Annotated in this window: 24 protein-coding genes and 3 pseudogenes; 4 read left to right on the forward strand and 23 right to left on the reverse strand. The window is 57.4% G+C overall.

The window, feature by feature from the left end:
* Positions 1-115: 115 nt before the first annotated feature.
* The 6 genes from ycaO to hcrC form a co-directional block, all read right to left on the reverse strand.
* Positions 116-1,843 (reverse strand): 30S ribosomal protein S12 methylthiotransferase accessory factor YcaO, encoded by a 1,728-nt coding sequence (ycaO, locus tag K5E80_RS05565; RefSeq protein WP_220635227.1) that lies wholly within the window; start codon positions 1,841-1,843, stop codon positions 116-118.
* A gap of 119 nt (positions 1,844-1,962) precedes the next feature.
* Positions 1,963-2,130, reverse strand: coding sequence for a glycosyltransferase family protein (locus tag K5E80_RS05570; RefSeq protein WP_220635228.1), 168 nt, complete (start codon positions 2,128-2,130; stop codon positions 1,963-1,965).
* On the reverse strand, positions 2,112-2,432 hold the full coding sequence (locus tag K5E80_RS05575; RefSeq protein ID WP_220635229.1) for an XdhC family protein: 321 nt from the start codon (positions 2,430-2,432) through the stop codon (positions 2,112-2,114). Before K5E80_RS05575 ends, K5E80_RS05570 begins: the two co-directional genes overlap by 19 nt.
* Positions 2,416-3,393, reverse strand: coding sequence for a 4-hydroxybenzoyl-CoA reductase subunit beta (gene hcrB, locus K5E80_RS05580; RefSeq protein ID WP_220635230.1), 978 nt, complete (start codon positions 3,391-3,393; stop codon positions 2,416-2,418). The genes K5E80_RS05575 and hcrB overlap by 17 nt, the downstream gene beginning before the upstream one ends.
* Entirely contained in the window at positions 3,393-5,801 is a 2,409-nt protein-coding gene (gene hcrA / locus K5E80_RS05585) for a 4-hydroxybenzoyl-CoA reductase subunit alpha (protein ID WP_220635231.1), read from the reverse strand. Before hcrA ends, hcrB begins: the two co-directional genes overlap by 1 nt.
* Complete coding sequence (gene hcrC / locus K5E80_RS05590; RefSeq protein ID WP_220635232.1) at positions 5,798-6,274, reverse strand: 4-hydroxybenzoyl-CoA reductase subunit gamma; 477 nt, start codon at positions 6,272-6,274, stop codon at positions 5,798-5,800. The genes hcrA and hcrC overlap by 4 nt, the downstream gene beginning before the upstream one ends.
* Positions 6,275-6,733: 459 nt before the next feature.
* Between hcrC and K5E80_RS05595 the strand changes: the two genes are divergently transcribed.
* Entirely contained in the window at positions 6,734-7,222 is a 489-nt protein-coding gene (locus K5E80_RS05595; protein ID WP_220635233.1) for a MarR family winged helix-turn-helix transcriptional regulator, read from the forward strand.
* Between the two features lie 58 nt (positions 7,223-7,280).
* On the opposite strand, the gene K5E80_RS05600 is transcribed toward K5E80_RS05595, so the two are convergent.
* Positions 7,281-7,424, reverse strand: coding sequence for a hypothetical protein (locus K5E80_RS05600; RefSeq protein ID WP_220635234.1), 144 nt, complete (start codon positions 7,422-7,424; stop codon positions 7,281-7,283).
* 171 nt (positions 7,425-7,595) lie between these two features.
* On the opposite strand from K5E80_RS05600, the gene K5E80_RS05605 reads away from it, so the two are divergent.
* Complete coding sequence (locus K5E80_RS05605) at positions 7,596-8,024, forward strand: isopentenyl-diphosphate Delta-isomerase (RefSeq protein WP_220635235.1); 429 nt, start codon at positions 7,596-7,598, stop codon at positions 8,022-8,024.
* 188 nt (positions 8,025-8,212) lie between these two features.
* Positions 8,213-8,695: a pyridoxamine 5'-phosphate oxidase family protein gene (locus K5E80_RS05610; RefSeq protein ID WP_220635236.1), complete on the forward strand. Its 483-nt coding sequence runs from the start codon at positions 8,213-8,215 to the stop codon at positions 8,693-8,695.
* 277 nt (positions 8,696-8,972) lie between these two features.
* Here K5E80_RS05610 and K5E80_RS17130 read toward each other — a convergent pair.
* From K5E80_RS17130 to K5E80_RS05670, 12 genes and pseudogenes are all read right to left on the reverse strand, one after another.
* A pseudogene (locus K5E80_RS17130) lies at positions 8,973-9,224 on the reverse strand (transposase); the annotation flags it as partial.
* Positions 9,225-9,317: 93 nt separating this feature from the next.
* A pseudogene (locus K5E80_RS17135) lies at positions 9,318-9,521 on the reverse strand (GTP cyclohydrolase II); the annotation flags it as partial.
* 236 nt (positions 9,522-9,757) lie between these two features.
* A complete protein-coding gene (locus K5E80_RS05625) occupies positions 9,758-10,006 on the reverse strand; it encodes a hypothetical protein (protein ID WP_220635239.1) in 249 nt (82 codons plus the stop codon).
* Between the two features lie 15 nt (positions 10,007-10,021).
* Positions 10,022-10,600 (reverse strand): NUDIX hydrolase, encoded by a 579-nt coding sequence (locus K5E80_RS05630; protein ID WP_343213231.1) that lies wholly within the window; start codon positions 10,598-10,600, stop codon positions 10,022-10,024.
* Positions 10,569-11,159 carry a UbiX family flavin prenyltransferase gene (locus K5E80_RS05635; protein ID WP_220635241.1) on the reverse strand — a complete coding sequence of 197 codons (591 nt, stop codon included), beginning with the start codon at positions 11,157-11,159 and terminating at the stop codon, positions 10,569-10,571. The genes K5E80_RS05630 and K5E80_RS05635 overlap by 32 nt, the downstream gene beginning before the upstream one ends.
* Before the next feature lie 157 nt (positions 11,160-11,316).
* Positions 11,317-12,000, reverse strand: coding sequence for a CBS domain-containing protein (locus tag K5E80_RS05640; protein ID WP_220635242.1), 684 nt, complete (start codon positions 11,998-12,000; stop codon positions 11,317-11,319).
* Positions 12,001-12,128: 128 nt separating this feature from the next.
* Entirely contained in the window at positions 12,129-13,394 is a 1,266-nt protein-coding gene (locus K5E80_RS05645; RefSeq protein ID WP_220635243.1) for a Tm-1-like ATP-binding domain-containing protein, read from the reverse strand.
* 57 nt (positions 13,395-13,451) lie between these two features.
* A complete protein-coding gene (ppcB, locus tag K5E80_RS05650; protein ID WP_220635244.1) occupies positions 13,452-14,966 on the reverse strand; it encodes a phenylphosphate carboxylase subunit beta in 1,515 nt (504 codons plus the stop codon).
* Positions 14,967-15,010: 44 nt separating this feature from the next.
* Entirely contained in the window at positions 15,011-16,093 is a 1,083-nt protein-coding gene (locus K5E80_RS05655) for a PEP/pyruvate-binding domain-containing protein (RefSeq protein WP_220635245.1), read from the reverse strand.
* A 69-nt stretch (positions 16,094-16,162) separates the two neighbouring features.
* Positions 16,163-17,998, reverse strand: a complete 1,836-nt coding sequence (locus K5E80_RS05660; protein WP_220635246.1) for a PEP-utilizing enzyme — start codon at positions 17,996-17,998, stop codon at positions 16,163-16,165.
* Between the two features lie 27 nt (positions 17,999-18,025).
* Positions 18,026-18,225 (reverse strand): annotated as a pseudogene (locus tag K5E80_RS05665) (IS3 family transposase); the annotation flags it as partial.
* Positions 18,226-18,656: 431 nt separating this feature from the next.
* Positions 18,657-19,166, reverse strand: coding sequence for a winged helix-turn-helix domain-containing protein (locus K5E80_RS05670; protein ID WP_220635247.1), 510 nt, complete (start codon positions 19,164-19,166; stop codon positions 18,657-18,659).
* A gap of 57 nt (positions 19,167-19,223) precedes the next feature.
* Here K5E80_RS05670 and K5E80_RS05675 point away from each other — a divergent pair, with 57 nt between their 5' ends.
* The gene (locus K5E80_RS05675) at positions 19,224-19,676 is read left to right on the forward strand and encodes a PNPOx family protein (RefSeq protein WP_220635248.1); all 453 of its coding nucleotides are present in this window, start codon (positions 19,224-19,226) and stop codon (positions 19,674-19,676) included.
* A 121-nt stretch (positions 19,677-19,797) separates the two neighbouring features.
* Here the strand turns inward: K5E80_RS05675 and K5E80_RS05680 are convergent, their stop codons facing one another.
* From K5E80_RS05680 to K5E80_RS05695, 4 genes are all read right to left on the reverse strand, one after another.
* Entirely contained in the window at positions 19,798-21,345 is a 1,548-nt protein-coding gene (locus K5E80_RS05680) for a benzoate-CoA ligase family protein (RefSeq protein ID WP_220635249.1), read from the reverse strand.
* A gap of 183 nt (positions 21,346-21,528) precedes the next feature.
* The gene (locus K5E80_RS17140; protein ID WP_220635250.1) at positions 21,529-21,750 is read right to left on the reverse strand and encodes an aldehyde dehydrogenase family protein; all 222 of its coding nucleotides are present in this window, start codon (positions 21,748-21,750) and stop codon (positions 21,529-21,531) included.
* Between the two features lie 69 nt (positions 21,751-21,819).
* Positions 21,820-24,027 (reverse strand): acetate--CoA ligase family protein, encoded by a 2,208-nt coding sequence (locus tag K5E80_RS05690; RefSeq protein WP_220635251.1) that lies wholly within the window; start codon positions 24,025-24,027, stop codon positions 21,820-21,822.
* 326 nt (positions 24,028-24,353) lie between these two features.
* Positions 24,354-25,664, reverse strand: coding sequence for a DUF1329 domain-containing protein (locus K5E80_RS05695; RefSeq protein ID WP_220635252.1), 1,311 nt, complete (start codon positions 25,662-25,664; stop codon positions 24,354-24,356).
* Positions 25,665-25,669: the final 5 nt, after the last annotated feature.

A 25,669-nucleotide genomic window follows, 5' to 3' on the forward strand; every position in this document is an offset into this window, starting at 1 on the left:
CCACTGGAAATTCCCGCATGTATCAATTCACCATTGGTGCGGGGAACACGTGCCAGTCAGCGTGGATTAAGGCCTGATTGGCAAATGCCGATTGGCTTGAACGGAGACACCCGGATCAGTTGGGGGGAGTTCCCTTCAGGCGCTGCACTTTTTGATACGCCACCAGCAATCGTTGGTGCATCTCACTGCCTTCCATATTGGGCCCCAGCGTACTCAAGCCAAAGAACTGCTGTTCGCGTCGGACCAGCGCATAGGCTTGACGCAAGGTCTCTGCGCCGAACAGCAGGCTCAGCGTAGCGTCAAATCGCTCCGGGTCTCCGAGCTTGAGCAGATTTTCGATACAGCGATAGACACGGCGGCGTTGCGCGCCGAGTAGGCCACACTGGGCAACCCATGCGCACCCTTCCAGCACCACATCCTCATCTTCAACCGCAAGGCCGAGCAGGGTCTTGAGTTCACCAACGCGCAGGTCGGCCCAAGCCGTATCGGCATCCGCAGCGAGACCGATGAGCGTGGTAATCGGCAGTTCTTCCGGCAGATCGAGTTCGGCAAACAGGTCGAGCAAGGTTTGGCATTCTTCCTGCGTCAGTTCGGGCAGACGCAGAATCGCCGGGCGCACAAGATTGCCGACGCTGTTGTTCTCCCATTGCAATTCTTCGATCGGATAAATCTCCGACATCCCCGGCGCGAAGATGCGGCAGGCATAAACGCCAAGGTGAGTGAAATCGGCAACGTAGATATCATGGCCGCTCGCGTGAATGCGGTCCACCGACCACTGGTAATCTTCTGCCGTGGTGTTGGAAAAATTCCAGTCGACAAATTCAAAATCCGGTGTGTCGCGCAGAAACTCCCAACTGATGACGCCACTGGAATCGACAAAGTGGATTTCCAGATTCTGCGCATCGGCGATTTCATCCTGATCGAAGCCGGGTGCCGGGAAGTCACCCAGCGAGTCGAGCGCACGCCCTTGTAGCAGCTCGGTCAGCGCACGTTCGAGCGCCACCTCAAAGCGCGGATGCGCGCCGAAGCTGGCAAACACGCCCTGGTCATGCGGGTGCAACAAAGTCACGTTCATCACCGGATACTCGCCGCCGAGCGAAGCATCCTTGACCAGAATGCCAAAGCCCGCCGCACGCAGGCCATTGATTCCGGCGGCAATACGCGGATAACGATTAATGACTTCCTCAGGCACTTCAGGCAGGCAGATGCCATCGCGAATGATGCGAAATTTGATGTTGCGTTCGAAAATCTCCGACAGCGCCTGGGTACGCGCTTCCATCATCGTGTTGCCGGCCGACATTCCGTTGCTCACATACAGGTTGCCGATCAGATTGACCGGGTACGGCACGCTCGCCCCATCGCGCAAACGGGTATAGGGAATGGTGCAAATGCCGCGTGCCGCGTTGCCGGAGTTCAGGTCGATCAGTTGCTCGGCAAGCACTTCCTTTTTCGGGTTGTAGAACTTTTGCAACTCGGGTGTGAGGATGCCCATGGGCCAGGCCTTGCCCTTGACCGGAAACCACTGTTCGTTCGGATAGTGCACAAACTTGTCATTGGCCACGCTATCGCCAAGGTAGAAGTGCGTCCAGAAATAATTGGTACTGAGTCGCTCAAAAAACTCGCCTAGCGCACTGGCGCGCGCAGCAAGCTCGGAGCCGCCCTTGCCGTTGCAGAACAGGCGGGGGCAGTCGCGGTCGCTAACATGCACCGACCAGATGTTTTCAATCTCATTAAGCCACGAGCGCTCGACGACGTGAAAACCTATTGTTTCAAGCTTTCCCAGCAACGTAGAAATAGAAGACTCAAGCGAAGCATCCTTGCTGGGAATAAATGTTTCAGACATGCGTTGGGTATCTTTCTGTAATTGTTCTGCTGGCTCGATCAAGCAAGGGCCACTATTCAAGGCCGGAGCCTGCCTTCGATCTGCATCGCAGTCTACTGGGTTCAATGGCAGCAGGGAGCTCACCAAAAACGGCAATTGAGAAAATACGCGGCCGGACGCAATGCTGCGCAGGCAACTTCGCCGACCGAGCAGCCGTCCGGTAGTTCGGCGATGAGCTTGCCGCTGCCGAAGCGAGATGCCGCGCCCGCCGCGAGCAAAATGCCGACAATTACAGTGTGACCGGACACGCGGCACTCACCGCTGGGGGACGTTCGTTTGTGGCAATAAGTTCGACATTATTACGGCGTGCAGTAATGTCGACGACGATCGCCAGCGCGATTTCTGGCGGCGTCTTGCTGCCGAGAGGAAGGCCGATCGGACCATGCAGCCGATCAATGTCGATATCGCCAAGATCGAATAGTTTTAATCGCTCATGCCGCTTGGCGCTGTTGGCGCGCGACCCGATCGCACCGGCGTAGAGGGCATCGGATTTCAATGCGCTGATCAGCGCCAGATCATCGAGCTCGGGTCCATCAGCAGTTCTCCCCAAGCCTCCTCAATAGCCTCCGTGCCAGCACCGGCATGACTTGGCGGCGGTAGGAAACGTCGATTATCGTGGTTCCCACCGGTCGCGTGTAATGTCGGATGCGTTTATCGATCAGTGCCAGGCTCGCGTCGTCGAGCGGCTTGCCATAGACCGACTCCAAGCCATCGATCAATTCGGGACGCGACGAGACGCCGGTGCACGCGATGCGCAGATCGCCGACGGTATCTCCGTCGCGCCGCAATGCGATGGCGACGCCAACCAGTGGAAAATCGATGGCGCCGCGCACGCGTACTTTATCGTAGGCACTTTTCCAGCCATCGACGAGGGGGACTTCGACACCAAGCAGCATCTCATCGGCGGCAAGTGAGATGTAAGTCTTGCCGTCGTCGCGGTAGAACTCTCGAATCGGCAGGCGGCGTGATCCCTGTGGGCTAAGAATCTCAATCGTCGCATTGAGCGCTAGTAACGCCGGTGCGACATCGCCGCTGAATGCAGCGTAGCAGCGCGAGGATTTCGGCGCAACGCGACAGACATCGCCGCCGCGCTTCAAGCAGAACTCGAGGCCTTTGCGCCATGACTCGCTCTGGTTGTAGTACTGGCAACGAGTGTCGAGGCAAAGGTTGCCGCCGAGCGTGGCGGCCATCCGGTGCGTCGGACCGGCCACGGCGCCTGCCGCATGGGCCAGCGCCGGCAGATGTGTCTGCACGTGGGCATTGGCGGCGATTGTTGACAACGTAACACCGGCGCCAATGCATAACGTGCCCGCTTCCTCACGGAATTTGCGCAGTTCACTGATGCCGCCGAGATCAATCAGCATTTCCGGTGTGGTGAGGCCACGGCGGATGTTGGGCAGTAGGTCGGTGCCACCGGCGATGAAGCGGCTGGCAGGGTTTTCAGCGCGTAGCGCGACGGCGGCGGCGGCACTGTCAGGGCGTTGGAGGCGGAACGCCGGTATGCTGTCCATCAAGCTACTCCTTTGACAAGTGAGGTGCTCTCGTTTGTTCCCATTTGTCGCTTGGCGGTTGCGTGTTTGTCGTTGAGCGCTTCGAACACCCGCACGGGCGTGATCGGCAGCACCGTAAAGCGGTGTCCGGTGGCATCTTCGACGGCCGCAGCCAGTGCCGACATAAAGCCGGAGAGCGGACCTTCGCTCGCCTCCTTGGCGCCGAACGGGCCGTTGGGATCGATGCTCTCTACGATATGAACTTCAATGTCCGGCGATTCAACGATCGTTGGCACACGATAGTCAAGCATGTTGGCGCAGCTATGGCGGCCATTCTTGTAGATCGTTTCCTCGCTGATCGCCTGGCCCATGCCCATCCATACAGCGCCTTGTACCTGCCCCTCGACCGACATCGGGTTGATCGCGAAGCCACAGTCAATCGCGGCCCAGACCTTGTCGACGGTGACCTTGCCAATGTCGAGGTCGACACTGACTTCGACCGCCTGCGCCACATACGAGAAACCCATCGTCGAACCGACCGCGCCGCCACGGTGCTTGCCGCCCTGGAATTCGGGAGGGCAGGTGAAAGTGCCTTTGACAGTCAGCATCCCAGTGCCGACCAAAGCTTCCTCGACGATCTCGACAAAGGAAATTTGCTGCTCCGGGTGGCTGACGACGGCAGCAGCTTCGCCGAGCCATTCGATCTCGGCTTCGCTGACTTTCAGGCGCCGGGCGGCGGCGGTGATCAACAGCCGCTTCAGGTTCCGCGCCGCGTCGGCGGCGGCATTGCCGACCATGAAGGTGACGCGTGACGAATATGAGCCGTTGTCCTTGGGCGTGAGCGCCGAATCACTGGCGATGATTCGCAGGCGTTGGTAGTCGATGCCGAGGACTTCGGCGACGATTTGGGTGATGATCGTCGACGAGCCCTGGCCGATGTCGGCGGCGCCGGTAAGGATGGTGACGCCGGCGTCGAAATCGAGCCGCAATGCGATCGTCGCGTGGGGCTGTCCGGTGAAGTGCACTGGCTTGGCCGAGCCGCTGACAAAGTGCGAGCAGGCCATGCCGAGACCTTTGCCGATGTTGCCAACGCGGGGCAGATTGCCCTTGCGCTTCTTCCAGCCGCTCGCGCTCTCGACCCAGTCAATGCACTCGGGCAGGCCGTAGGACATGACCTTGAGGCCGTTGATCGTCTCGGTCGGCGCCTTGAGGAGGTTCCTCCGGCGGATATCGATCGGGTCGAGGCCAAGTTCCGCCGCCATCGTGTCGAGCAGCGATTCGAAGGCGAAGCGGATATTGACCGTACCGTGGCCGCGCATTGCGCCGCAGGGCGGAGTGTTGGAGTAGACCCGGTAACCGTCGTACTTGACCGCCGGAAGATTGTAGAGGCCATTGATCAGGGCGCCGGAATAAAGAATGGTCACCAACCCGTAGCCGCCATAGGCGCCGCCGCGCTGAATGACCTCCGCCTCGCAGGCAGTCATGCGACCGTCGCGAGTGAGGCCGAGCTTCAGGCGGATTTGCGTCTCTGGACGGCCGCGATGAGTCAGGAAGGCCTCCTCGCGTGTTTGCAACAGGCGCACGGTACCGCGCGCAGCGCGGGCGAGCATGGCGCAAATGACTTCAAAATTCAGGGGCTCGACGCGGTGGCCAAAGCCACCGCCGACATAGGGCTTGATGACGCGGATGTACGCCGCATCCATGTTCAGGCAACGCGCCAGAGTCAGGTGTACGTAGTACGGTACCTGCGTCACCGACCACAGGGTCAGGTGGCCGCGCTCGGGTTCGTAGGCGGCCAGCGCCGCGTTCGGTTCCATCATGGCGTGATGGACCTCGGCGCATTCGTAGGTTTCCTCACGCACCAGTTCGGCGGCGGTGAATCCCGCTGCGCTGTCGCCGAATTCGTTGTGTACTGCACGCTCGATGTTGCCCGGCTTGTTGTCATGCAGCAGCACCGCGTCAGGTGCGCGTGCATCGGCAGCCTTGAAGTAGGCCGGCAGTTCGCGCACGCGCAGGCGGATGAGGGACAACGCCAGGTCTGCGGTTGCCTCGTCAATGGCTGCCACGGCTGCGACCGGTTCGCCAATGTAGCGGGTGCGCTCGCGTGCAATGGGGAATTCGTTCTGGGCGATCGGGATAACACCGTAGGGTATGTCGCATTCGTCGCCGGTAATCACGGCGCACACCCCGGGCAGCTTCAATGCCTCGCTGATGTCGACATCCAGCAGTTCAGCATGGGCATAGGGACTGCGCAGGATTTTGCCGACCAGTGCCCCGGTTACCGGCAAATCGGCGGTGTAGCGTGCTGTGCCCGTCACTTTTTCGACGCCGTCTACCAGAGGCAGCCGGGCGCCGACACCATGCGGTGACTTTATCGCGGCCGGGAGCACCGGCTTGAGCGTGGCCATTTTCCGATCCGGCGCGTTCATAGCGCGTGCTCCTCGCGTTGTGATGCGGCTTCAACCGATTCGATGATCTTGACGTAACCAGTGCAGCGACACAGATTACCGGCCAGCGCGGCGCGGATCGCGGTGCGGTCCGGATGCGGATTTTTCCGCAACAGTGCTTCTGCCGCCATGATCATGCCTGGCGTACAAAAACCGCACTGCGAGCCCAAGTGTTCGTGGAAGGCGCGCTGCAGGCGCGACAGATTTCCTTTGTGCGCGAGACTCTCGATCGTCTCGACACGACGACCGGCAACGCTGTGCGCAAGTGTGCAGCAAGCCAGGCGAGGCTCGTCGTCGACCAACACGGTGCAAGCGCCGCATTCCCCACCATCGCAGCCCTGCTTGGTGCCGGTCAAACCAAGCGCGTCGCGCAGGTAGTCGATCAACAGCGTGTTGTCGGCGACGGCGTCCTCGCGCCAGCGCCCATTGACCGAGATGCCAAGTATCTTTTTCATATTGTCTCCAGTCGCTGTAGCTCCACACTTGGTCGTACGGCATTTAAGCGCAAGTTCCAGCGTATTCCTGCCACCTCTATGAGGCTCACACCGCCCCTGCATTCTCTGTTGTCCATACTTGTACTGGGGGGAGTCCTTGCTGACATGACGATACATTCGGCACAGAGAAAAGATGACAACAATCCACGCCCATCCGCTTCTAGCGGATGTCAACAAAACGAAATACTTTTGCAGTCATCCAGCTTCCCTCACGGGACAATTCGAACAACACACCGATACCATCATAGCGTATCAGGTTATTTGGTTGATGTCAAACTGTTGCATGTTAAACATAACGTGGAACTGATCGGAATAGCGGGTGCCAGACGTTCCGATATGCCATTATCGATTCGATTCAGGCCTTGCGATAGAATTGCGGTTCGTTGTTGACATTGGCAAAACTCGTCCGGAAACACCAACATGCCCGCAAACAATCTCGCCGCTCGCAAACGCCAAGCCACAAAGACAAACGATGCTGATGGCAATCTCGATTACGGCCTCTTGACTGGCCTGGTCGGCTATCAGCTTCGCCTTGCCCAGATTGCCGTATTCCGCGATTTCTCTGAGACATTGGGTGGTGTCGATATCACCCCAGGACTGTTCGGAGTGTTGGTGGTAATCGAATCCAACCCCGGATTGAAGCAAACCAGACTTGCACAGGCAGTCCACCTCGATCGGTCTTCCGTTGTGTCCATCATCGACAATCTAGAGCGGCGCGGCCTTGTCGAACGACAATCCGCCGACCGCCGTTCGAATGCCATCTTCCTGACTAACCAAGGAATGAAATTCCTTCGTAAGGTAAGGCGTTTGGTCCTTGCTCACGAAAAACGACTGATTGAGCATCTCACCGCCAAGGAACACAAAATTTTGGTAGCTTTGCTACAGAAGATTTTCCCGGACCGACGTTAATCCAGGCGACGGTGAGTTTCAGTAAACGAGCATTGCCGCGAATCCTCGAAACGATGCATCAACCATTCACCCGGCAGAAGCCGCAATGAGCTTCTATGCCGCCTCGCAACCGGGCAGTTTCACGATATCGGACAGAGCGGGCAATTTCTTGTTGGATGGCGATTCGCATCACTTCAGGATCGGCAATTTCCAGCTTTCTCATGATGACACCTCCGCAACGGGAAACTGTCATCAGCATAGTTCAATGATGCGGCATTACATATGTCGCTATGTTTAGTATGTTAGTGCGGATCGCGTTTTAATAGTGCACAGATATGCTTGTGCTGTGTTGTTGCTCGCGCGGTAACTATGGAAGCGAATTTGGAGGACGACCGTGCCGTCGAACCGCATGTGCGGGAAGAAGGTGGCAGGGAGTGCGCTTGATCGAAAATGGTACGGGTGCTTTATGGGAGAGCAAGTTATCCTGGTAGATTCCCTCGACAACATAATCGGATTCGATTCAGCTTTTGTTTTCGACTCCGGTGACAGGCTGCTTTTGCAGAGGCGCGCATCCGGTAAATATCACTCAGGTGGATTGTGGAATAACACCTGTTGCGGCCATCCGGGACCCAACGAAAGTATCATTAGTGTGGGTCATCGCCGGTTTCGCGAGGAGAAGGCATTGACTGCGAACTCAAAGAAGTTTTCAGTTTTACCTATCGCGCTGCTCGACAATCAGCTCATTGAGAACGAATACGAGCATGTATTATTCGGCAAGTACGACGTTGACCCAATACCGAATCCAGAAGAGCTCGATGACTGAACATGGATAGAACTCGATAACCTGTATAGGGACGAAAAAGGTGATCCGGGCAGGTATAGCGTGTGGTTTGTGACCTGTATCGAACGAGTGCTGAACTTTGCGATAGGAGAGTTTCCCCGGGATAGCTCGGAAGTTAAGGGTTCTGTCATTTACGTCGCCTCGCCTCACCCGGATGGGAAGAGAATAAAATGAATGCGCCTGAACAGTTGCTGGAATACCTCGGCACCCACAACGTAATGACGCTTGCCACCGTTGGCGCGGATGATCCTTGGGCGGCGGTGTTTTACGTCAACGAAGGCACTGCACTCTATTTCCTGTCGGCGCCAACGACCAGACACTGCCAAAACATGCAGTGCAATCCGAGAGTCGCGGCGACTGTTCAAGAGGACTATTCGCAGTGGGAGCAGATAAAAGGCGTCCAGGTTGAGGGGACGGTGCAACGTCTGAATGCCAATGATCAGCATCATGCTGCTGACCTGTATGCACAAAAATTTGCCTTCATGGATCCTCTTCGCATCCCAGCTGCATTTGCAGCAGTGATGCAGAAGGTCGCGTGGTATAGACTGACACCTGCCTCTCTGTATTTCATCGACAATTCGCTTGGGCTGGGGCACAGGGTGCTGGTTGAGGCGGATAAATTGCACGGGCGCGGCGCTGAATCACGTCAGTGACTCTGGAGAACGCGAGCGGCTGCTACGGACTGGAAACCTGGTTCGAGTTACCTAAGGATGTTGGAAATCGTCCGTGATGATTCCGCCTCCGTGCCACAAAATGATGATTGTGAGCTGCATTGGCGTTTATCTGACCATCACGCCACTGCTTTTCTTTCCGGTCCGCATCTGCAGGGACTCCCGATCTACGTCCTCACTTTGGTTTTGGTGACGATCGCAAGCGCGCTACTTGTTTACATCGTTATGCCGGGTATGACAAAAAATTTTTCGCCACTGGCTATGAGCATAGAGCATAGTCGGTGGCCATGCCTGAGTTTTGCATCGCCACGGGAACCACCGTGGTCAGTTCGTCGCGAGTGTCCTGGTTCGCGCGCGAACTAGAGTTCACCAGCAATGACTCCCGATGTTCCTTGACCCAGCACCGCAGCAGGTTGGTGTTGATTCCGTTTGCCAGAGCCCGCACAGCGATTGATACGCCAGAGCGCTGGCACGCCGCCACGATTTGCGCTTTGAATTCCAAATCATGGCGCCGACGCCTCCGTGATGCCGCCGGCTACACCAGCTTAGTGTCCATGTGTCCACCATTAAATCCGTGGACACTATTCGACTAGCCACTCATCGCTCAATGTGGATGGGTTGAACGCTTACACTGAAACCCACAATCGCACCGCAAGCTGAAAAGGGCATCACTAGTAAGGCACTCGGAATGGATCCGGGTGAGTACCGGTTCTCCATTGCCGACGTTTCCCATTCCCAATAACAAATGCTCTTTGCTTGCGGCATCGACGAAGGCGTAGGCCGTAAACAATCCCCAGAGTGTGGGAAGTTGGCTTGACGCGCGAAGCCATGCTCAGGATGGAACAGGCGGTGTACGCAGAAATGCGTGAATCACTGCCTGAACCCACTCATATTTCCACTTCCCGGTAACGGCTAATTTCGTATGGCACATTCCTGTGAGTCCACGTGTCGATCTTGTCCCGATTCCCAGCCCTGTGCCCCTTCTGCGCTTGCCTCGGACACAACCTTGGATGATGTCCGTTATACAGCAGGCGTGCCTTGTCTTTAACCAAAAAACTCAGTTCGTCCGGCGATGATCTGGATCGATACCTGGCCGGTGCGTTGGAGGTTTCTCATCGTCAAACCATCAAGGTTGACGCCGAAACGCAGTCGTGTGGCCTCCATCTCCGTAAGCCACGTGCAGGCCGAGCTGGAATAGCCGTCAGCGCCGGTGATGTTCATCAGGGCCGGTGCGCCAGGGTGCAGGTAGCCGATGAGGTTTTCTGCAAGGGTAAAGATAATGTTGCCGGTCAATTTGTGGCTTCCCAATTATTGATTATCGATACGCTGCCATGGTGCAGTCACGTCGAGAATAACCTCATGCAGCCAGCAGTCCATTGCGGTTCCGTCCACCGGAGCCGGCTGTGCTGGCAGTTGCCCGCGGGCAAACAGCCCGACCTCGCTGGCGTCATCGCCGGCGATCAGGTGTCCGCCGATCGAGCGGGTCCGGTAAGCGACGATCAGCACCTCGATGTCGGCCCGCGAATACACGTCTGTCAGGCTGTCCAGCATGATTTCCAGTCCGCATTCCTCTCGTGCCTCGCGTATCACTGCTTCGGGTACCGACTCGCCGGTCTCGACATAACCTGCCGGCGGTGCCCAATAGCCCGCGAGAGGCGGGTCGCGGCGGCGGATCAGCACCAGTTGCTGCTCATGCTCGATCATCGCCATGGCAACCGGCGCCGGGTTGCGCCAGGCAATGAAACCGCAGGCTGGGCATTGTTCGCGCTGCCGCAAATCGATCATGGACAGAACCATGCGCGATCCGCACTGGCTGCAATGCCGCGCGGTCATCCAAGTCCTGCAGGCTGTCGGGTCATTGTGACTTGGCACGTTCGCGTTCTTCATTACCAGTCCAACGTTTGAACAAGTCGAGTTCGATACCCAGATTGAACTGATCGAGCGCCTTGTTGACCGACTGGTTGATGATGTCGTCGAGCGTCTTCGGCTGGTGATAGAAGGCCGGCAGCGGGGGTACCAGCACTGCACCGATTTCGGTTACCTGCGTCATCAGTCGCAGGTGTCCGAGATGCAGAGGGGTCTCGCGAATCATCAGCACCAGCCTACGCCGCTCCTTGAGCGTGACGTCGGCGGAGCGGATCAGCAGGTTGGTATTGAATGAGTTTGCCAGCGCCGAGAGCGTCTTGATCGAACATGGCGCGATCACCATGCCGTCGTGTCTGAATGAACCGGAAGAGATGCTGGCGCCGACGTCGTTGATGTCGTGCACATAAGTGGCCAGCTTCTTGACGGCATCGATCGTGTAGTCGGTTTCGTACATGATCGTGCGTTTGGCGGAATCGGACATCACAAGATGCGTCTCTACGCCGATCTGTTTCAACACCTCCAGAATTCTCAGTCCATAGATGGCGCCGCTTGCGCCCGAAATTCCGACTACCAATTTCATGCTGTTGTCCTTGTATCGGAAGTGTAATCGCCACGGTCTGCAGCGTGTCTGGTCTTCACAGTATCGCCGTCGCGCCAACCCTGACTATCATCGGTGGCCGACATATTGTGTTTCACTCCTGTCATCATTTGTCAGCGTGTCCTGCGGTGTCCAGCGTCTAATGCGGGCCTGAAGTGTGCTGCATCTCCGTTGATTCGATGACCGGGAATCCGTCAGCCTCCAACGCGGCGACGACGTCTTGTCCTGCGTCAGCATGAAAGCGGAGGATGACCTTCTTCTCCGGATAGTCCCATTCCGACTGGTCATCCTGGCGTCCAATCGGGTACACCGCTTGCAGCACGGCCCCGGCTGCTTCCACGACATCGACAATGCGTCCGAGTACGCCTGGACCAAGCCGCACGGGCGCCAACGTAACACCGCTGCGCCGCTCCAAGGCGCCCAGGCAGTGGGCGGCCAGGTGGAAAATCTCGTTGGCGGAAATAACACCCACCACCTGATCCTGGTCGATGACCGGGAGCTGGGCTACGCCGAGTTCCTGACCTTTGAGCAGGCAATGCTCCATGGTGTCGTTCGCATGAATCGTCGCCGGGTTGCGGACCATGATGTCGCGTACCTTGAGCCGGGTGACAAAGAAATTGAACTCATCCGCATTCTGCGTGCGCAGGACGAAGCTGCCCATGCGCAGAAGGTTGGCCCGAGTTATCAGTCCACGCAACTTGCCGTTGTCAACCACCGGCAAGGCGTGCAGATTGTTTTCGCTGATGATGCGCTTTGCCTCAGACACCAGCATGCCGCTAGGAATGACCGTCGGATTTGCCTGCATCCAGTTGCGTACCATCATAGTCGTCTCTCCTTGTTTGTTTTAGTTACGGCCGCTGCGCTTAACATCGCAATCCGCGAGAGGGATAGCGCCCCCGTCTCGAGGGGACATAAGACCGACGTTAGCCTCCGCAAAAGCAAAGTTCTTGTTCATGTCTCTGTCGTCTCGGGCGCCTTCGCCTTGCTTCCTGCATGCAAGCGTACAAACTCATCGACCGCCACACGGGCAAATTCCGGGGTGTAAAGGTGCAGCGGGACCTTCTTGACCCGCGCCGGATCGTCGAGCTTTTCCTCCAGGCGGGCGACGAAGGCGGCATCGGCCACCGGGTCGTAGATGGGTCGCCCTTCCTTGTCCAGCGACGACCAGCCTTTGAGCGGAACGAGGAAAGTCCACGGCCCTTTGGCACGATTTAGCCGTTCGGCGATCACGTCGGCAGCCTGTCGCAGTTCGTCGGCGGTGGTGCGAACTTGGACGCGCAGGGCGTCCTGCACATACTGGGGGCGGTTTTTGGTCTTTTCCAGCATGTCGGGTCGTCCCCCATAGGACAGGATATCGAGGCCACAAGGAGCCAATACCATGGGAATACCGGTCTCCACTGCCGCCAAAAGCCGGGCGGAGCCGGGATCGCGGTTGCCCTTGAACAAATTTTCCATGACACCGCCAATACAGATATCCAGCACGCCGCTGAAGGCGCCGCTACGGATCATCTCTTCCATTGCCTTGTCGCCCTTGCCCTGTGCGTGGCAGACGACTGGGATGAAGCCGGCTTCCTCGAGCATACCGAGCGCCGTTTGCACGGCCATTTCGCCGAAGCCGAACGAGGAGATGGCGACACAGGGCTTGTCGAAACTAAAGTTTGTGCCCAGTGTCATCTCGACCATGCCGCAAATCGCGCCGACCGCATTGGTGATCTGTGCTTTTAACAGAGGGTTCATTTTCACGATGTCGAGCACCGTGTGGTGCATCGTGATGTCATGGGTGCCAACGTACTTGTCGATATAGGCCGGATGCGCCGCCATCGGCGAGGCCATCAGCTTGGGCATGCCGAAGGGAAGCTGTTTCATGATCGAGGTGGCGACCAGACTGGAAGTGCCGCCGCCGATACCGATGATGCCTTGAACGCGGCCGGCCCTGACCAGGTCGTCGACGATCGCTGCTGCACCTCTGATCTGGTTGTTGGTGGCGGTGTCGCGATCGGAGCGGTACTTCTCGCGCACCACCTCTATCGTCAGACCGCCGCGTAAGGCCACCTCCTCGGTCGTAATGTCGCCAGGAAAGGGTGGCGGCTCCTCCATGCTGAAGTCGAGCAGGATGGCCTCATGCCCCCGGCCCGTGATCAAATCCTTGACGAAAATAATATCTTCGCCGCGGGTGTCCAGATTGCAGACGATGACGATACTCTTCTTGCCAGTCATTTTGTTGTGCTCTCGCTGGGTTGAAGTACCGGCAGGCAAGCCTGCCGGTACCTGTACTTACTTGCCACCTTTGCCCTTTATCACTTCGGGCCGGGTCAGACGGTCGATCATTTCGGCTACCGGACTGGCGCCGGTAAAGCCGTACTCGTTCCAGCGGTCCGAAACTTTCTTCAGCACGCTGCGATCCATGAATATCTCGTTGGGCTTGTTTTCCCACTCGTAAGGAGTACAGCAGTCGAGAACGATGCGGCTGGTGACGTCGCGCGCCTCGATCGGCAGGCCGGGATCGAGCGGTGTCGAGCGGCCGCGCTGGGTGATCTGGGCCGAGCGCTTCGGGTCAAAACGCGTTGCCATTGCCCACCAGACACGGTCCATGTCGTCGGCCGCAATGTCGTGGTCGACCACAATCACGCCCTTGACGCCATAGTGCCCGGTCGTGCTGCCGAGCACCGCGTCAGCGACGTGGTTCGAGTGTCCCGGATACATCTGACGGACCGAGACGATGACCCAGAAGCGGCCGGTTGCCGCAGCCGGGAAGTACACACTCTGGATACCGGGTACCTTCATCGTCTCCAGGTCGTGCCACAGCGTCGCCGTGCGGTTCAAGGACTGGATCATGTGAATGTCGTTGATCGGCTTGCCAACCGTGGTCGACCACATGATAGGCTTGTTGCGATGCAGGATGCGCTTGATGCGCAGCACCGGCTTCGGATAATCCTTGCCCTTGTTGCCGGAATAATAGCCGGTGTATTCGCCGAACGGGCCTTCCTCCATCAGCTCGTTCGGGTCCACGAAGCCCTCGGCGATGATCTCGGCGTTGGCGGGATAGGTCAGGCCGGTGAGATCTGACTTGAACACTTCCACCGGACGGCCGCGCAGTGAACCGGCCACATCGTACTCGTCCGTCTGGGCGCTAACCAGGGTGGAACTCGTAAGGAACAATACCGGATCGCAGCCGACTACGTAAGCCGCAGGCATCAGTTCGCCACGCTCCTTGTACTTCTTCATGTGCATGTCGCCGTGCTTGCCCTTGATGATCTGGGAGCCGAGGATGTCCTTGCCGAGAACCTGGGCGCGGTAGGTGCCGAGGTTGGTCCAGCCGGTGTCCGGATCCTGCGTCACCATGAAGGCAGAGGTGCCAAAGAAGCGCCCGCCGTCATCGGGATAGAACCAGGGCGAGGGGAACATGTTGATATCTATGTCGTCGCCGGTGATGACGTTCTCCATCACCGGCGGCTTGTCGACGAATACCGGCTTGACCATCTTCTTGGTGGTCAGTTCCATCCACTTCCTGGAGAGTTGGCACATCGACAGCGACGGATCCTGCTCCAGGCAGATGGCGATCCGCTGAGGCGTGGTGAAGGCGCTGGTGAACACCGGAATGTCGTAGCCCTTGACATTCTCGTAGAGCAAGGCCGGCCCCTTCTGCTCCTCGTTCACCTTCGAGACGTGACACAACTCGTATTTCCAGTCCACCTCGGCCTTAACGCGTTTCAGCACACCGTTTGCCTCGAGAGCGGCGATGTAGCTGCGAAGATCATTGATGGGCTTTACTTTCGTTGGTGCATTCATGCTTCGCTCCTGTAAAGTGCAGTTGTTATGGTTGAAATCGTTGGTTACGAAAGCTTCTTGCCGGTTAGCAGGCTGGAAAGGATGTAATCCATTGCCGAAGCGCAGCCTGTGGACACCGGCGTCTGCTGCTTGTTGCTCCAGATCGTCTCCGGCCGTGCTTGCAGGATGAAGACATTGCCACCGGCGGGAAGGTCCTTGTCGATGGCCCATTCGATGTCCATCGGGCGGCCGTAGTGCTTTTCGATCTGCTTGCCCATCCAGGCCAGTTCGGTGACTTCATCGTCGATGATCGATTGCACGCTCTGACGTTCGAAGGGGATCTCCGTGGCGACGGACTTCTGTGCTTTCAGATCGACGGTGTAACAAATTTCCTTTTTGGAAATGGTGCGCTCTATGATGTCGAGCGCGACCTTGTTGACGACGAAGTGGTCGGGCGTTACCTCGCCTGAAACCACCGATTCGCCGAAGCCGTAATTCGAGTCGATGACGATGACCGAGCGGTCGCCGTTGGTGGGATGAATCGTGAACATCACTCCGGCGGAAAACGAGTTGGCCATCTTCTGGATGCCGACGCTGATCGCCACCTGTTCGTGGGGGAAGCCCATCTTCATACGATAGGCAATGGCACGCCCCGTGTACAGGCTGGAGATGCATCGCCGCACATGGTGCATGACGTCGTCGATGCCGCGAATCCACAAATAAGTGTCCTGCTGACCCGCAAAACTTGCGCCGGGCAGATCCTCGGCCGTGGCGCTGGAACGCACGGCAACCGGGACCGCTGGAACGCCGCAGCGTATTGACAACTTTCGGTAAGACTCTGCAATCAAATCCTCAAGCTCGATCGAAATGGGGCGCGATTCGATCATCGCGCGAATGGCGTGGGAGGCCTCTTCCAACTTATCCATGTCCTCGTGGTCCAGTCCCGTGAGGAGACCGGTCACTTCGGGCTGGATGCCCGCTTCGCGCATGAACTGCGCATAGCCATGTGTCGTCAGAGCGAATCCTGGAGGCACCCGCACCCCTGCATTGATGAGTTCGCCGAGAGAGGAGCATTTGCCCCCCACCAAGGCGACGGAGTCCTTGTTGCACTCCTCGAACCAGCACACATTCGGCATTGTGCTATCCATCCAGTCCTCCGTGCGATTCCTGCCAATAGCCAAAGTGTCTCCCATAGTCGATACCTCCTTGTTGCCGGATCACCGGGTGATCGAAATCACACCCGAAGAACCATCTACCCTGAGCATCATTCCGGTCTTGATGATCTTGGTGGCATGCCCGGTGCCCACGACAGCAGGCAAACCGTACTCGCGACAGACGATGGCGGCATGGCTCATGACCCCGCCGACATCGGTGATGGCTGCCTTGATCTTGGCGAATGCCGGCGCCCACGACGGCGAGGTAGTCGGTGCCACCAAAATTTCTCCTTCCTGCAGATCGCAGATGTCTTCCGCGCTGCGACATACGCGCGCCTTGCCCTCGACGATGCCGGGACTGCCGGCAAAGCCCTTGAGGTCAGTGATGCTGTCGGGATCACTGACCTCCTGTATCGCAGACCAGTCCGCCAGCGACTTGTTGGTAACGCCCCACAGAACGATCGTGAAGGGTTCCTGAACAACCTCCGGCGCGGTGCCGATTGCGGGTGGCGGACTCCATTGGCGGAACTTCTCCATCACGCCCTTGCGCCATTCAATTTCAGGCGGCCAGGTTTTGGTGCCACGCGGGGTGACGCCAGTGGCCCATGCGGTAACCACGTCCCACAGTCCTTGCTTGATCTCGTCGCGGCGCAGGTACCAGATGTCCTCGATATCGTTGATCATGCCATGGTCCTTCATGATCGCCGCGACTTCGCGTATCTTGTTCCAGAACACCGAGTGGAACCAGTGCTCCACGTAAAACAGGTGGTTCTCAATATAAGGAAATACAGTCTTGGCGCAATCTAACAATTCGTCGAACTGCTTCAAATCGGCATCATTGGTAATCAAGGCGCGGTACTCGGCAGTTATGCGGTCCCGTTCAGCGCGAATCTTTTCCGTCGGGCGATCGATGTTGGTGCCGGCATTGAGCTTGCCGATGTAGGTCTGAATGCCGGAGAGAGGAATAGCGAGGCTATCGTTCCAACTGCGGTCGGTGTGGAACCAGCCGGTGCCGCTGGAGATGTTGAACCACGGGTAGCGAGCCTTCTCGAAGGCGGCCAGCCACTCTGTGCCTTTTGGCAGTTTCTCGACGGCGGCCTTAACGGCGACCCAGTCCCGATGCTCCGTCACTCCCTTGTCAACACCGAGCGCAATGGCTTTCTTCGCCAGTTCCTTGAGCTCGCCGTCGGGCTTGTACATGATCACGTCGATACCCGAGATCATTTGCGTGATGCGCTGCAGCGGAATGCTCGGAAACAGCTTCTGCGTAAAGTCCATGAAGAAGACGTAGGCCGCGTAGCCGAGATTAAGGAACTCGAAGTGATACTGCCAGCACTTGATGCCCAGATTGATCAGATCGTCGTAGTTCTTGATCAAGTGGTAGCCCTTGGATTCACCCAAGGCATCGGTTACCACCGAGATGTCCTCGAGATCGGGCAGGGGCGATATCTGCAAGTCTTCGAGTTCCTTGATGGTAGCCTCCATCTTGATCTTCCACTTGGCCTCCAGTGCATCCCAGTTCTTGTAGTAGAGGCTGGCACGTTCCATGAAATTCGGCACGCGCCGACCGATTTCGGCGCCATCCTTGACCGGGACCGGCGAGATATAGACGTAGCCGTTGATGATGCGGTGATCGACTCCGCGCACCGGCGGCACCTGAAAGATGCGGTTGTTAAACTGCGACAGGGCGAGGAACCAAGCCTCATCCCAAATGGTATCGAATGGATAGAGCGGCTCTGGATAGTGTAATCCGTCGTAGAACCAGAACGTTTCCTTTTCATACTGGTTGCGAACTGGATCGTCGGTAACGAATTGATACTGGTACGGATACATCCTCTCCCAGCCTTCCGTACCTGGAATCGCCTTGCGTTTTATATCGTGCGGGACTGGAAACTTCATTGGAGGCCTCCTTCTCTAATTAACTTGTGAATATCGCGCACACGCTCGTCGCTGGCTCAATCCCCTTTTTACTGCAAAACGGATTTGTTCCCGGTGAACCTGTGCGCCCGCCATTTTTTTGCTGCGATCTCCGTCATCACTTCGATCTCAAGATCCCGTTCAGCTACCAACTTTTTCAGCCGTGTGTTCTCGGATTCCAAAATCTTGAGCCGCTTCACATCGCTGCTGACCCATTATCTCTAGAAGCTTGGTCCAAAAATATCCGGTCAGGTCAATGTGCCACGATCGGGTGGTGTAATGCAAGATCGGGACCATCTATCGTCGGCGTAGTGCAATATTTCGGACTTAGAGAATGACCACGATTTGTTTAGAGCCAAGCAACATACGGGTTCGCCAGTACGTGCACACGCAGCAAAATTACATATGCAATCACAGAAACGATTGTGCTGATGATCCAGCGCAGTCAATCGACTATTAGTCATTTGGTGAAATATCATGACCCGCGATTGTGGAATTTGGTCTTTTGATTACTCACAGGGAAATAATTCAATTTATAATTCTTTAGTGAATTAACAATCCGAGGCTATGCAACTATGGACCAGACACCGTTGCGCGACCTCATCGAGGAACAACTGCATACATTAGCGCCACTACCGGTTTATTTCCACGAGGAGGCCGGGGAGTTTTTTCCCCAATCCTCCTGGGCTGTGACATCAGCCTTGGGGTGTCGCTTGTCGGGCGCAAGCTTGCGCCAGCCATGACGATGCAGGAGATTGTAGGCGGAGGCCAAGGCCACGGTCCGTCCCAGGCGAGCGTCCAATGCCTGTTTGATTTCGCTCACCACCAGAATGCCGCCAACTCTCGCTTTCTCGAAGAACGGTAGCAAAAAGGCGGCCTCCTCCTCGCGCGTCATGTTCTCCCGCCGCCGTCCGCCCCGTCGGCTTGCACCATAACCCGGTACCCCTTCCCCGCGTACAAAGCGCGTTCGCAACTGGCAGGCCCATCCGGCCGACACTCCGATGGCACGGGCTGTCTGCTCCAATGACAAGCCGTACTCAAGCGGTAGAACCACCGCCTGCGCCTGTCTCAACTCTTCTACCGTCCTGGCCTTGGCCAGGCACGCCTTGGCTTCTTCCAGCCATTCCCCTCCACTCGCTCTCCTTGCCATTGCCGTATCCCCATGATCGAGACACCACTATTATTTCATTAATGAAGTGGAAATTAAATGAGCCAGCACCACGTCATGACCTTGGCCACGTCGGCCGCCGGTCCTTGGGCCGCTGCCGTCTTTTTTGTCAACGACGGATTCGGCCTTTACTTCCTGTCGGCCGCCACAACGCGCCACCGCATGAATTTGGCTGCCTGTCCACGAGCTGTCGACACGATTCAAGAGGACTGCAAGGACTGGCAGCAGATTCGGGGCGTTCAGCTCGAAGGACCAGTCAGCGAACTGCATGGGCTGAAGCAGCGAGAGCTCTTGCTCTCTATGGTGCGAAATTTCCCGTGGTCGGTAATCTGGCCATGGCATCTGCCATCATTGTCAGCGCGATGTCGAGAGGGAAGTGGTATCGGCTCGCCGTCGAATCCTTATACTTTATCGACAACTCGTTTGGGTTCGGCCATCGCGATCAAGTGCCCTGTGTATCGACGTGCATCTAAAAAAAAACGGGTACTTTAATTCGCGCGAACAGAGCGGCCCCGAAAGTCGACTGCCAGCATTGCAGCAACCAGCCAACTGGATTGTGTCATTCTTACTCAAGTCTCTACCGTTGCACTTTTTGCCGGCAGGCTTGTTTAAATCAGAATTCCGGATGCATAGCATCGGCCTGCAGCATCTCGCGCAGCCGGAATTTCTGGGTCTTGCCTGTCGCCGTGCGGGGCAAGTCCTGAAGGAAGTGGATGTTGCGAGGGCACTTGTAGATTGCCAGCGTGGCTCGCAAATGAGCCTGCACCATAGCGCCGAGCACGTCCGGATCGCTGTCGGGTTTCGCTACAAGGAACAGCGCGAGCCGAACCAGCCCGTCGTCATTCGGGACACCGACCACTGCCGCGTCTGCGATGCCTGGCACCGCGAGGGCGCATGACTCGATCTCCGCCGGGCTTACCCACTGGCCAGAGACCTTCAGCATGTCGTCACTGCGACCTTGGTGATACCACCAACCTTCGGCATCAAAACTAAACGTGTCGCCAGTCGCGTACCAGCCGTCGCGGAACGTCCGCTCATTGAGTTCCGGGCGTTGCCAGTAGCCCGCGCACACGGAAACCATGCGTACCCACAGGGTGCCCGGAGTATCGGCACTGGTGATGGTCCTGTCGAACTCATCGACAATGCGGACCTCAGCCCAAGGCAGTGGCTTGCCCGAAGACCCGGCGCGGAAGACTTTCGGCGTGTTGGCGATGAACAGAAATATCGTCTCTGAAGAGCCAATCCCCTCGATGATCGGCTGCCCGGTTTGCGCCTGCCATGCCTCGAAAATCGGCGCCGGCAGTTTCTCGCCCGCCGACACGAAATGGCGGATGCGCTTGAAACTCTCGCCGCCCGCCAATCCTTCGCGTAGGAAACTGCGGTACATCACCGGAACACTGAAAAGAACGTCCGGCTCCAGCCGCGCGATAACGCGTGCGAGCGCGTGGGCCTCCGGCCAACCCCGATAGAGAATGACTGTCGCGCCTACGGCAAGTCCACCGAGCAGCGAATGCCCTAGGGCAAATGCGAAGAAGAGCTTCGATGTCGTAAACACGCGATCTCCAGGTTTTACGCCGAGATTTTGCCGAACGTGCAATGACGCGACCGTGATGTCGCGGTGCAGATGGACCGTTGCCTTCGGTTTACCCGTCGTGCCTGAGGAATAGACCCAATAGGCCATGTCATCGGCACTGGTCGGCGCCGCCGCCAAGATATCCGAACAGCTGCCGAGGAAATCATCAAGCGAGGTGCAACCGCCGACGTGGCCTTCGACGACGATCACCCTGGGCGGGTTGCTCAACTGGTCGGCAATGCCTTGGTAGAGTGGCAGGAACTCTTGATGCACGACCAGGCAGTGGCATTCGCTCTCGCGCAGGATGAATAGAAGGTCGACCGGCGCCATGCGCAGATTGAGCGCCACGGCAACGGCCCCGATCTTGAGCGTGCCAAGGTAGGCGGCGACCAGCTCGGGTGAATCGTCGAGCAAAAACAGCACGCGTTCGCCACGGGCAACACCCTCGGCCATGAGTGCGTTGCCGAAGCGATTCGCGGCCTGTTCCAGTTCGCCGTAGGTCAACGTACGGTCTTCGCAAAGTAGTGCCGGCCGAGTCGTAAGACCACGACTCTGTGCCGCGCTGAAGATTTCTTGAGCAATGTTCATGGGTTACTCCGACTAGATATCCGATTTGTTCTGCACAAGCGTGCTGCAAAGCTCATGTCATACGATGTTGGTGCATAGCAGCAAAAATTGGTCTGGCGGTGCAATAAGAACGACACCGGGAGCAAGGGTGCAAACGCACGCTGTCCGGGCTGGATGGTGATCCATTTACTTCAGTAATCTTGTTCATCGAGTAGTGCCTCCTTCGCGCCCAAAGCCCGAGTCCTTAACGCCGCCAAAGGGGACAATGGGTTGGCCCAGGCCGGTGGAGTCGTCCACATGCACCATGCCCGCCTCTAATTGGAGGGATAGGCTCATCGCCTTCTGCAGGTCATTCGTAATGACCGCCGAGGACAAACCAAAGCAAGTGTCATTCACCACTTCCAAGGCTTCCTCGCTGTCATTCACACTAACCCGAATATTTCGTAAAAAGAGGTCGGCGGAACGGCCGCCATCATCGCGTTTCGCAAGGTGCTGTTAGGGGTTAACATTATTTGCGGATAAGTTCTTGGCCGCGCTTGCCTGCTTTGCCAGAATGATTCTCGCGTCGACGGCGATTCCTCCTTCGTCGTCCGGAAGGAACGGATTCAGATCCACCTGTTCGATCTGTGGCTGCTCTTCGAACAGCCGCCCCAATGACACGAGCGCGCCCGCGATCGCGTCGACGTTCATTTTCTTTCGGCCGCGCGCACCTTCGAGCAGGGCCGGCGGAAGGGTCTCGCGAATCAGTTCCTTCGCATCCTCGAGCCCTAATGGCGTGAGGTGGAAATTAACGTGTTTGAGCACTTCGATGTAGGTCCCCCCCAGGCCGAACATGATGGTCGGACCGAACAGCTTGTCCCTCAGGCCGCCAAGCACGAGTTCCGTCGTTGCCAGCATCATCTTCTGCACCAGGACGTTCGGTTTTGCGATTCGCGGTGCCGCCTTGCGGATGTTTTCGATGAGCTTTGCGTACGATTGCTCGAGAACGCTGTCGGAACTGACGCCGAGCATCACCCCGCCCGCGTCCGTCTTGTGCAGGATCTCGGCCGATACGATCTTGAGCACGACCGGATATCCGATCTCGTTCGCCGCGCGCTTGGCGTCCTCCGGCGCATCCACCTTCCTGAAGGGTGGCACTCGTATGCCGTATTGCTTGCATACTTCATAGGCTTCTGGCTCGAGCAGGCTAATGCGCCCCTGCCCGGATGCAACGGCGATCAGCCGCTCCGCCGGCCCCTGCGCCGCTTGCGCCGCGATCCTCTCGGCCTTTACGACGCGTCCCTGCCCCGCCGCTTTGCGGATGGTCGCATAGGCCGCAAGATTCGCGGCGACCTGGGCAACGGAATCCGGAAAATCGAAGGTCGGTAGACCGCCGCCCTCGAGCCCTTGGCGCAACGTATCGGCAAAATCACCGAAGGTCACGACGTTCAAGAGCGGCTTCTTCGCGCCGCTTTGGGATTCGTAGCCGCTGAGGATTTCCTTCGCGAGCAGTTTCTGGTCCAGGAACGCGCTTGGCGCCAATATCTGTATCACAGCATCGACGTTCTGGTCCCGGAACAGGAGCTGGAGAACCTGGTTGTGCAGGTTCTCGTAATGGGCGGCCGTCAGGTCGACGTATCCCGGCGGTTGGCCGATGTTGGCAGCCGGGGACAGAATGCGCTTCAGCGCGTCGTGGGTCTCTGGCGAAAATGCCGTCATCTTCAAGCCCGGCAGCGTCGAGATTTCATCGATGCACATCGTTCCGGGGCCTCCCATGTGCGTCAGCACGCAGACGCGATTCCCGGCTGGCATAGGCTGCTTCGCGAAGGCCCGCAGCGTGTCGTAGAACTCCGCCACGCTCCGCGCGCGGATCAGCCCGGATTGCCGGCAGGCGCCATCGTAGATCGCATCAGCGCCGGCTACCGAACCGGTATGGGACAACGCGGCGGTCGAACCCAGCTCGCTTCTGCCGCTCTTGAGTATCACGATGGGCTTGGTTGCGACGACGTCGCGGGCGATCTCGAAAAATTCTCTCGGCTCGGTAAGACCTTCGAGGTAAATGCCGATAACCCGCGTCGACTCATCGGCCTTCAGGAACAGGAGCAGTTCGGACATCTGCACATCGGCCATGTTGCCGATGGAGACGAATTTATTGAGTCCCACCTTGCCAGTGGTTCCCGAGCCGAACAGGAACGAATTGCCAAACGCGCCGCTTTGCGTGAGTATGCTGATTCCGCCGCGCGGATAGTCGCCGATGTCGAAATTCGTGTTAAACCCGCTCACCGTGTCCATGATGCCGAGGCAGTTCGGCCCGATCAGCCGGATCGACGCGGACCGCAGGGTCTGCACCAGGTTGCGCTCGCGTTGCCCGGCCTCGCTCGTGTTGAGTTCGCCGAAGCCGGCCGACATGCAGACGACGGCGCTGACGTCGTGGTAGCGCTTCTTTCTCTTGACGAGGTCCTGCGCAACCTGCAAGGTGAAATCCGCCGGCACGAGCAGTACGCAAACATCGACCGGTTCTGAAATGTCGAGCACGTTCTTGTAGCAGGCAAGTCCGAGAATGCTTTGCTCGCGCGGGTTGATCGGATAGATCTTTCCCTTGTAGCCCATGGATTTCATGTTGCGCAGGGCGGTATTGCCGGGCTTCTTGGGATCGGAGGACGCGCCGACCACCGCGACGCTCCTCGGGCTGAAAAAGGTGTTGAGTGCAGAGACGTCTTGCATGCTTTCCCTTCCGAATACTCTATTGCTGGTTATCTGAGGCAAGGTGTTCATGACTTATGCTGATCTTTGCCGAGATTTTGAGCTTCCAGAAGATTTCTTTCCAATATGCCGATTGTTTCTGGCAATGTGTCAGGCCTAAATTGCCGAAAAGCAGTAATACATTTATTTCATTTATTTTTCTGTTTACCGACAAGTCTCAGCCGGCTCACGTATTGAGCCAGTACGGGTTTGAAAGTTGTGAACAGTCTTGTTTAAATAAATCGGCAAGGGTTTCTGTCGGATGGGAGAGGAAGCCCTTGCCAAAGGACAATCATTGATGCAAGGTGTCAGTCGCCGCCGCGCATGAATTGCACTTGGAACATGGCAGGCGGGTTCTGCTGGTAACTCACTTGCCCCTTGAAGTGGCCAGTGGTGCAGTGCTTGGACTGCAAGTCCACCATGGAGAACGCATCGTCGATACCGATACCGGCCCCCTTGTTCATCGGGAGATGGTGATCTGCATGCGACTTGCCAACGCTCCAAACCTTCCATAGCTCGCCCTTGCGGTCGTAGATTTCGATGGCACCGTTAATGTTTTGCAACTGGCTGTCCATGTAAAAAACGCGCTTGCTGATCGGGTGATTGGGGTTGACCGGCACCGCCTCCAGCACATAGACTTTGCGCAGTTGGTAGGCTCCCTGGTAGAAACACTTGCCTTGGCCACCGAAGTCCACATACTTGTAGCCATCGGCTTCCACCGGCATATCCGTCGCCAGTTTCAGATCGTTGTGGTTCCACATGGGAAGCAGCATATTCTTGGTGCCCTTGTAGGTCCACTTCATATCGGACACCCGGGCGTTGTAGCCCTCGAAGTCCTCGATCATCAGATCGGAGCCGAGGAAGGCATCAGTTGTCTGACCGGTCGCCAAACGGCGTACGCGGCGCTGAAAACCGAGATACAAGTAGGCATCATCGAGCTTCTGGTCATCTTCATAGCGCTGGATCAGGACCTGGGTGTTCTTCAGATCCTGGGGCTCCTGTATATGCGCGTAGATGGCCCGATATAGATTGGAGGTATTGCCCGGCACTTCAGGCACTGGCGCATCTTTTACGCGGTGTTTCAGATTCAAGAAGTGCATGTCCATCTTGAGGGTGCGTTCAAGTTTGCCGGTGGCCAAGTCGCGGTACTCCCAGTAGAACGGGGAAATCATGGCGTTGTCGCCCCAATTCACACCGAACTTGTAGTTCCAGGCCAGCTTCTCGCCAGCCCGTGGATCCTTGAGGTCCGGTTCCTCCGGAAACGGTCGCCCGGCGATATAGCCTTCGATGTCACCATTTTTCGGGCCCAGCTTGACCTTGTTCAGATTCTTCCGGGTCGCCTCGACGTATGCCGACGTCAGATCGAAGCTTGTTGTCCCAATCACCTTGATCTCGGTCAGTCCGTCCTTAATGATCTTGTAAGTCCCAACTGCAAGGATGTCCTTGAACTGGTCGACGTTGGCCTTGTTGATGGTCATGCCCGGCGTGAGTCCGGGAAAGCTTGGTGCCCCCTTTTTGTAGGGGGAGAAAGAGTTGTCTATGTCGGCATCGGTAGCCGCCATGGCCGCCCCGCCCAAGGTCGCCAGGATGGCGGCCAGCATGATGTATATGAGTTTCATGTTGT

The organism is Georgfuchsia toluolica, assembly GCF_907163265.1.
Classification (GTDB): domain Bacteria; phylum Pseudomonadota; class Gammaproteobacteria; order Burkholderiales; family Rhodocyclaceae; genus Georgfuchsia; species Georgfuchsia toluolica.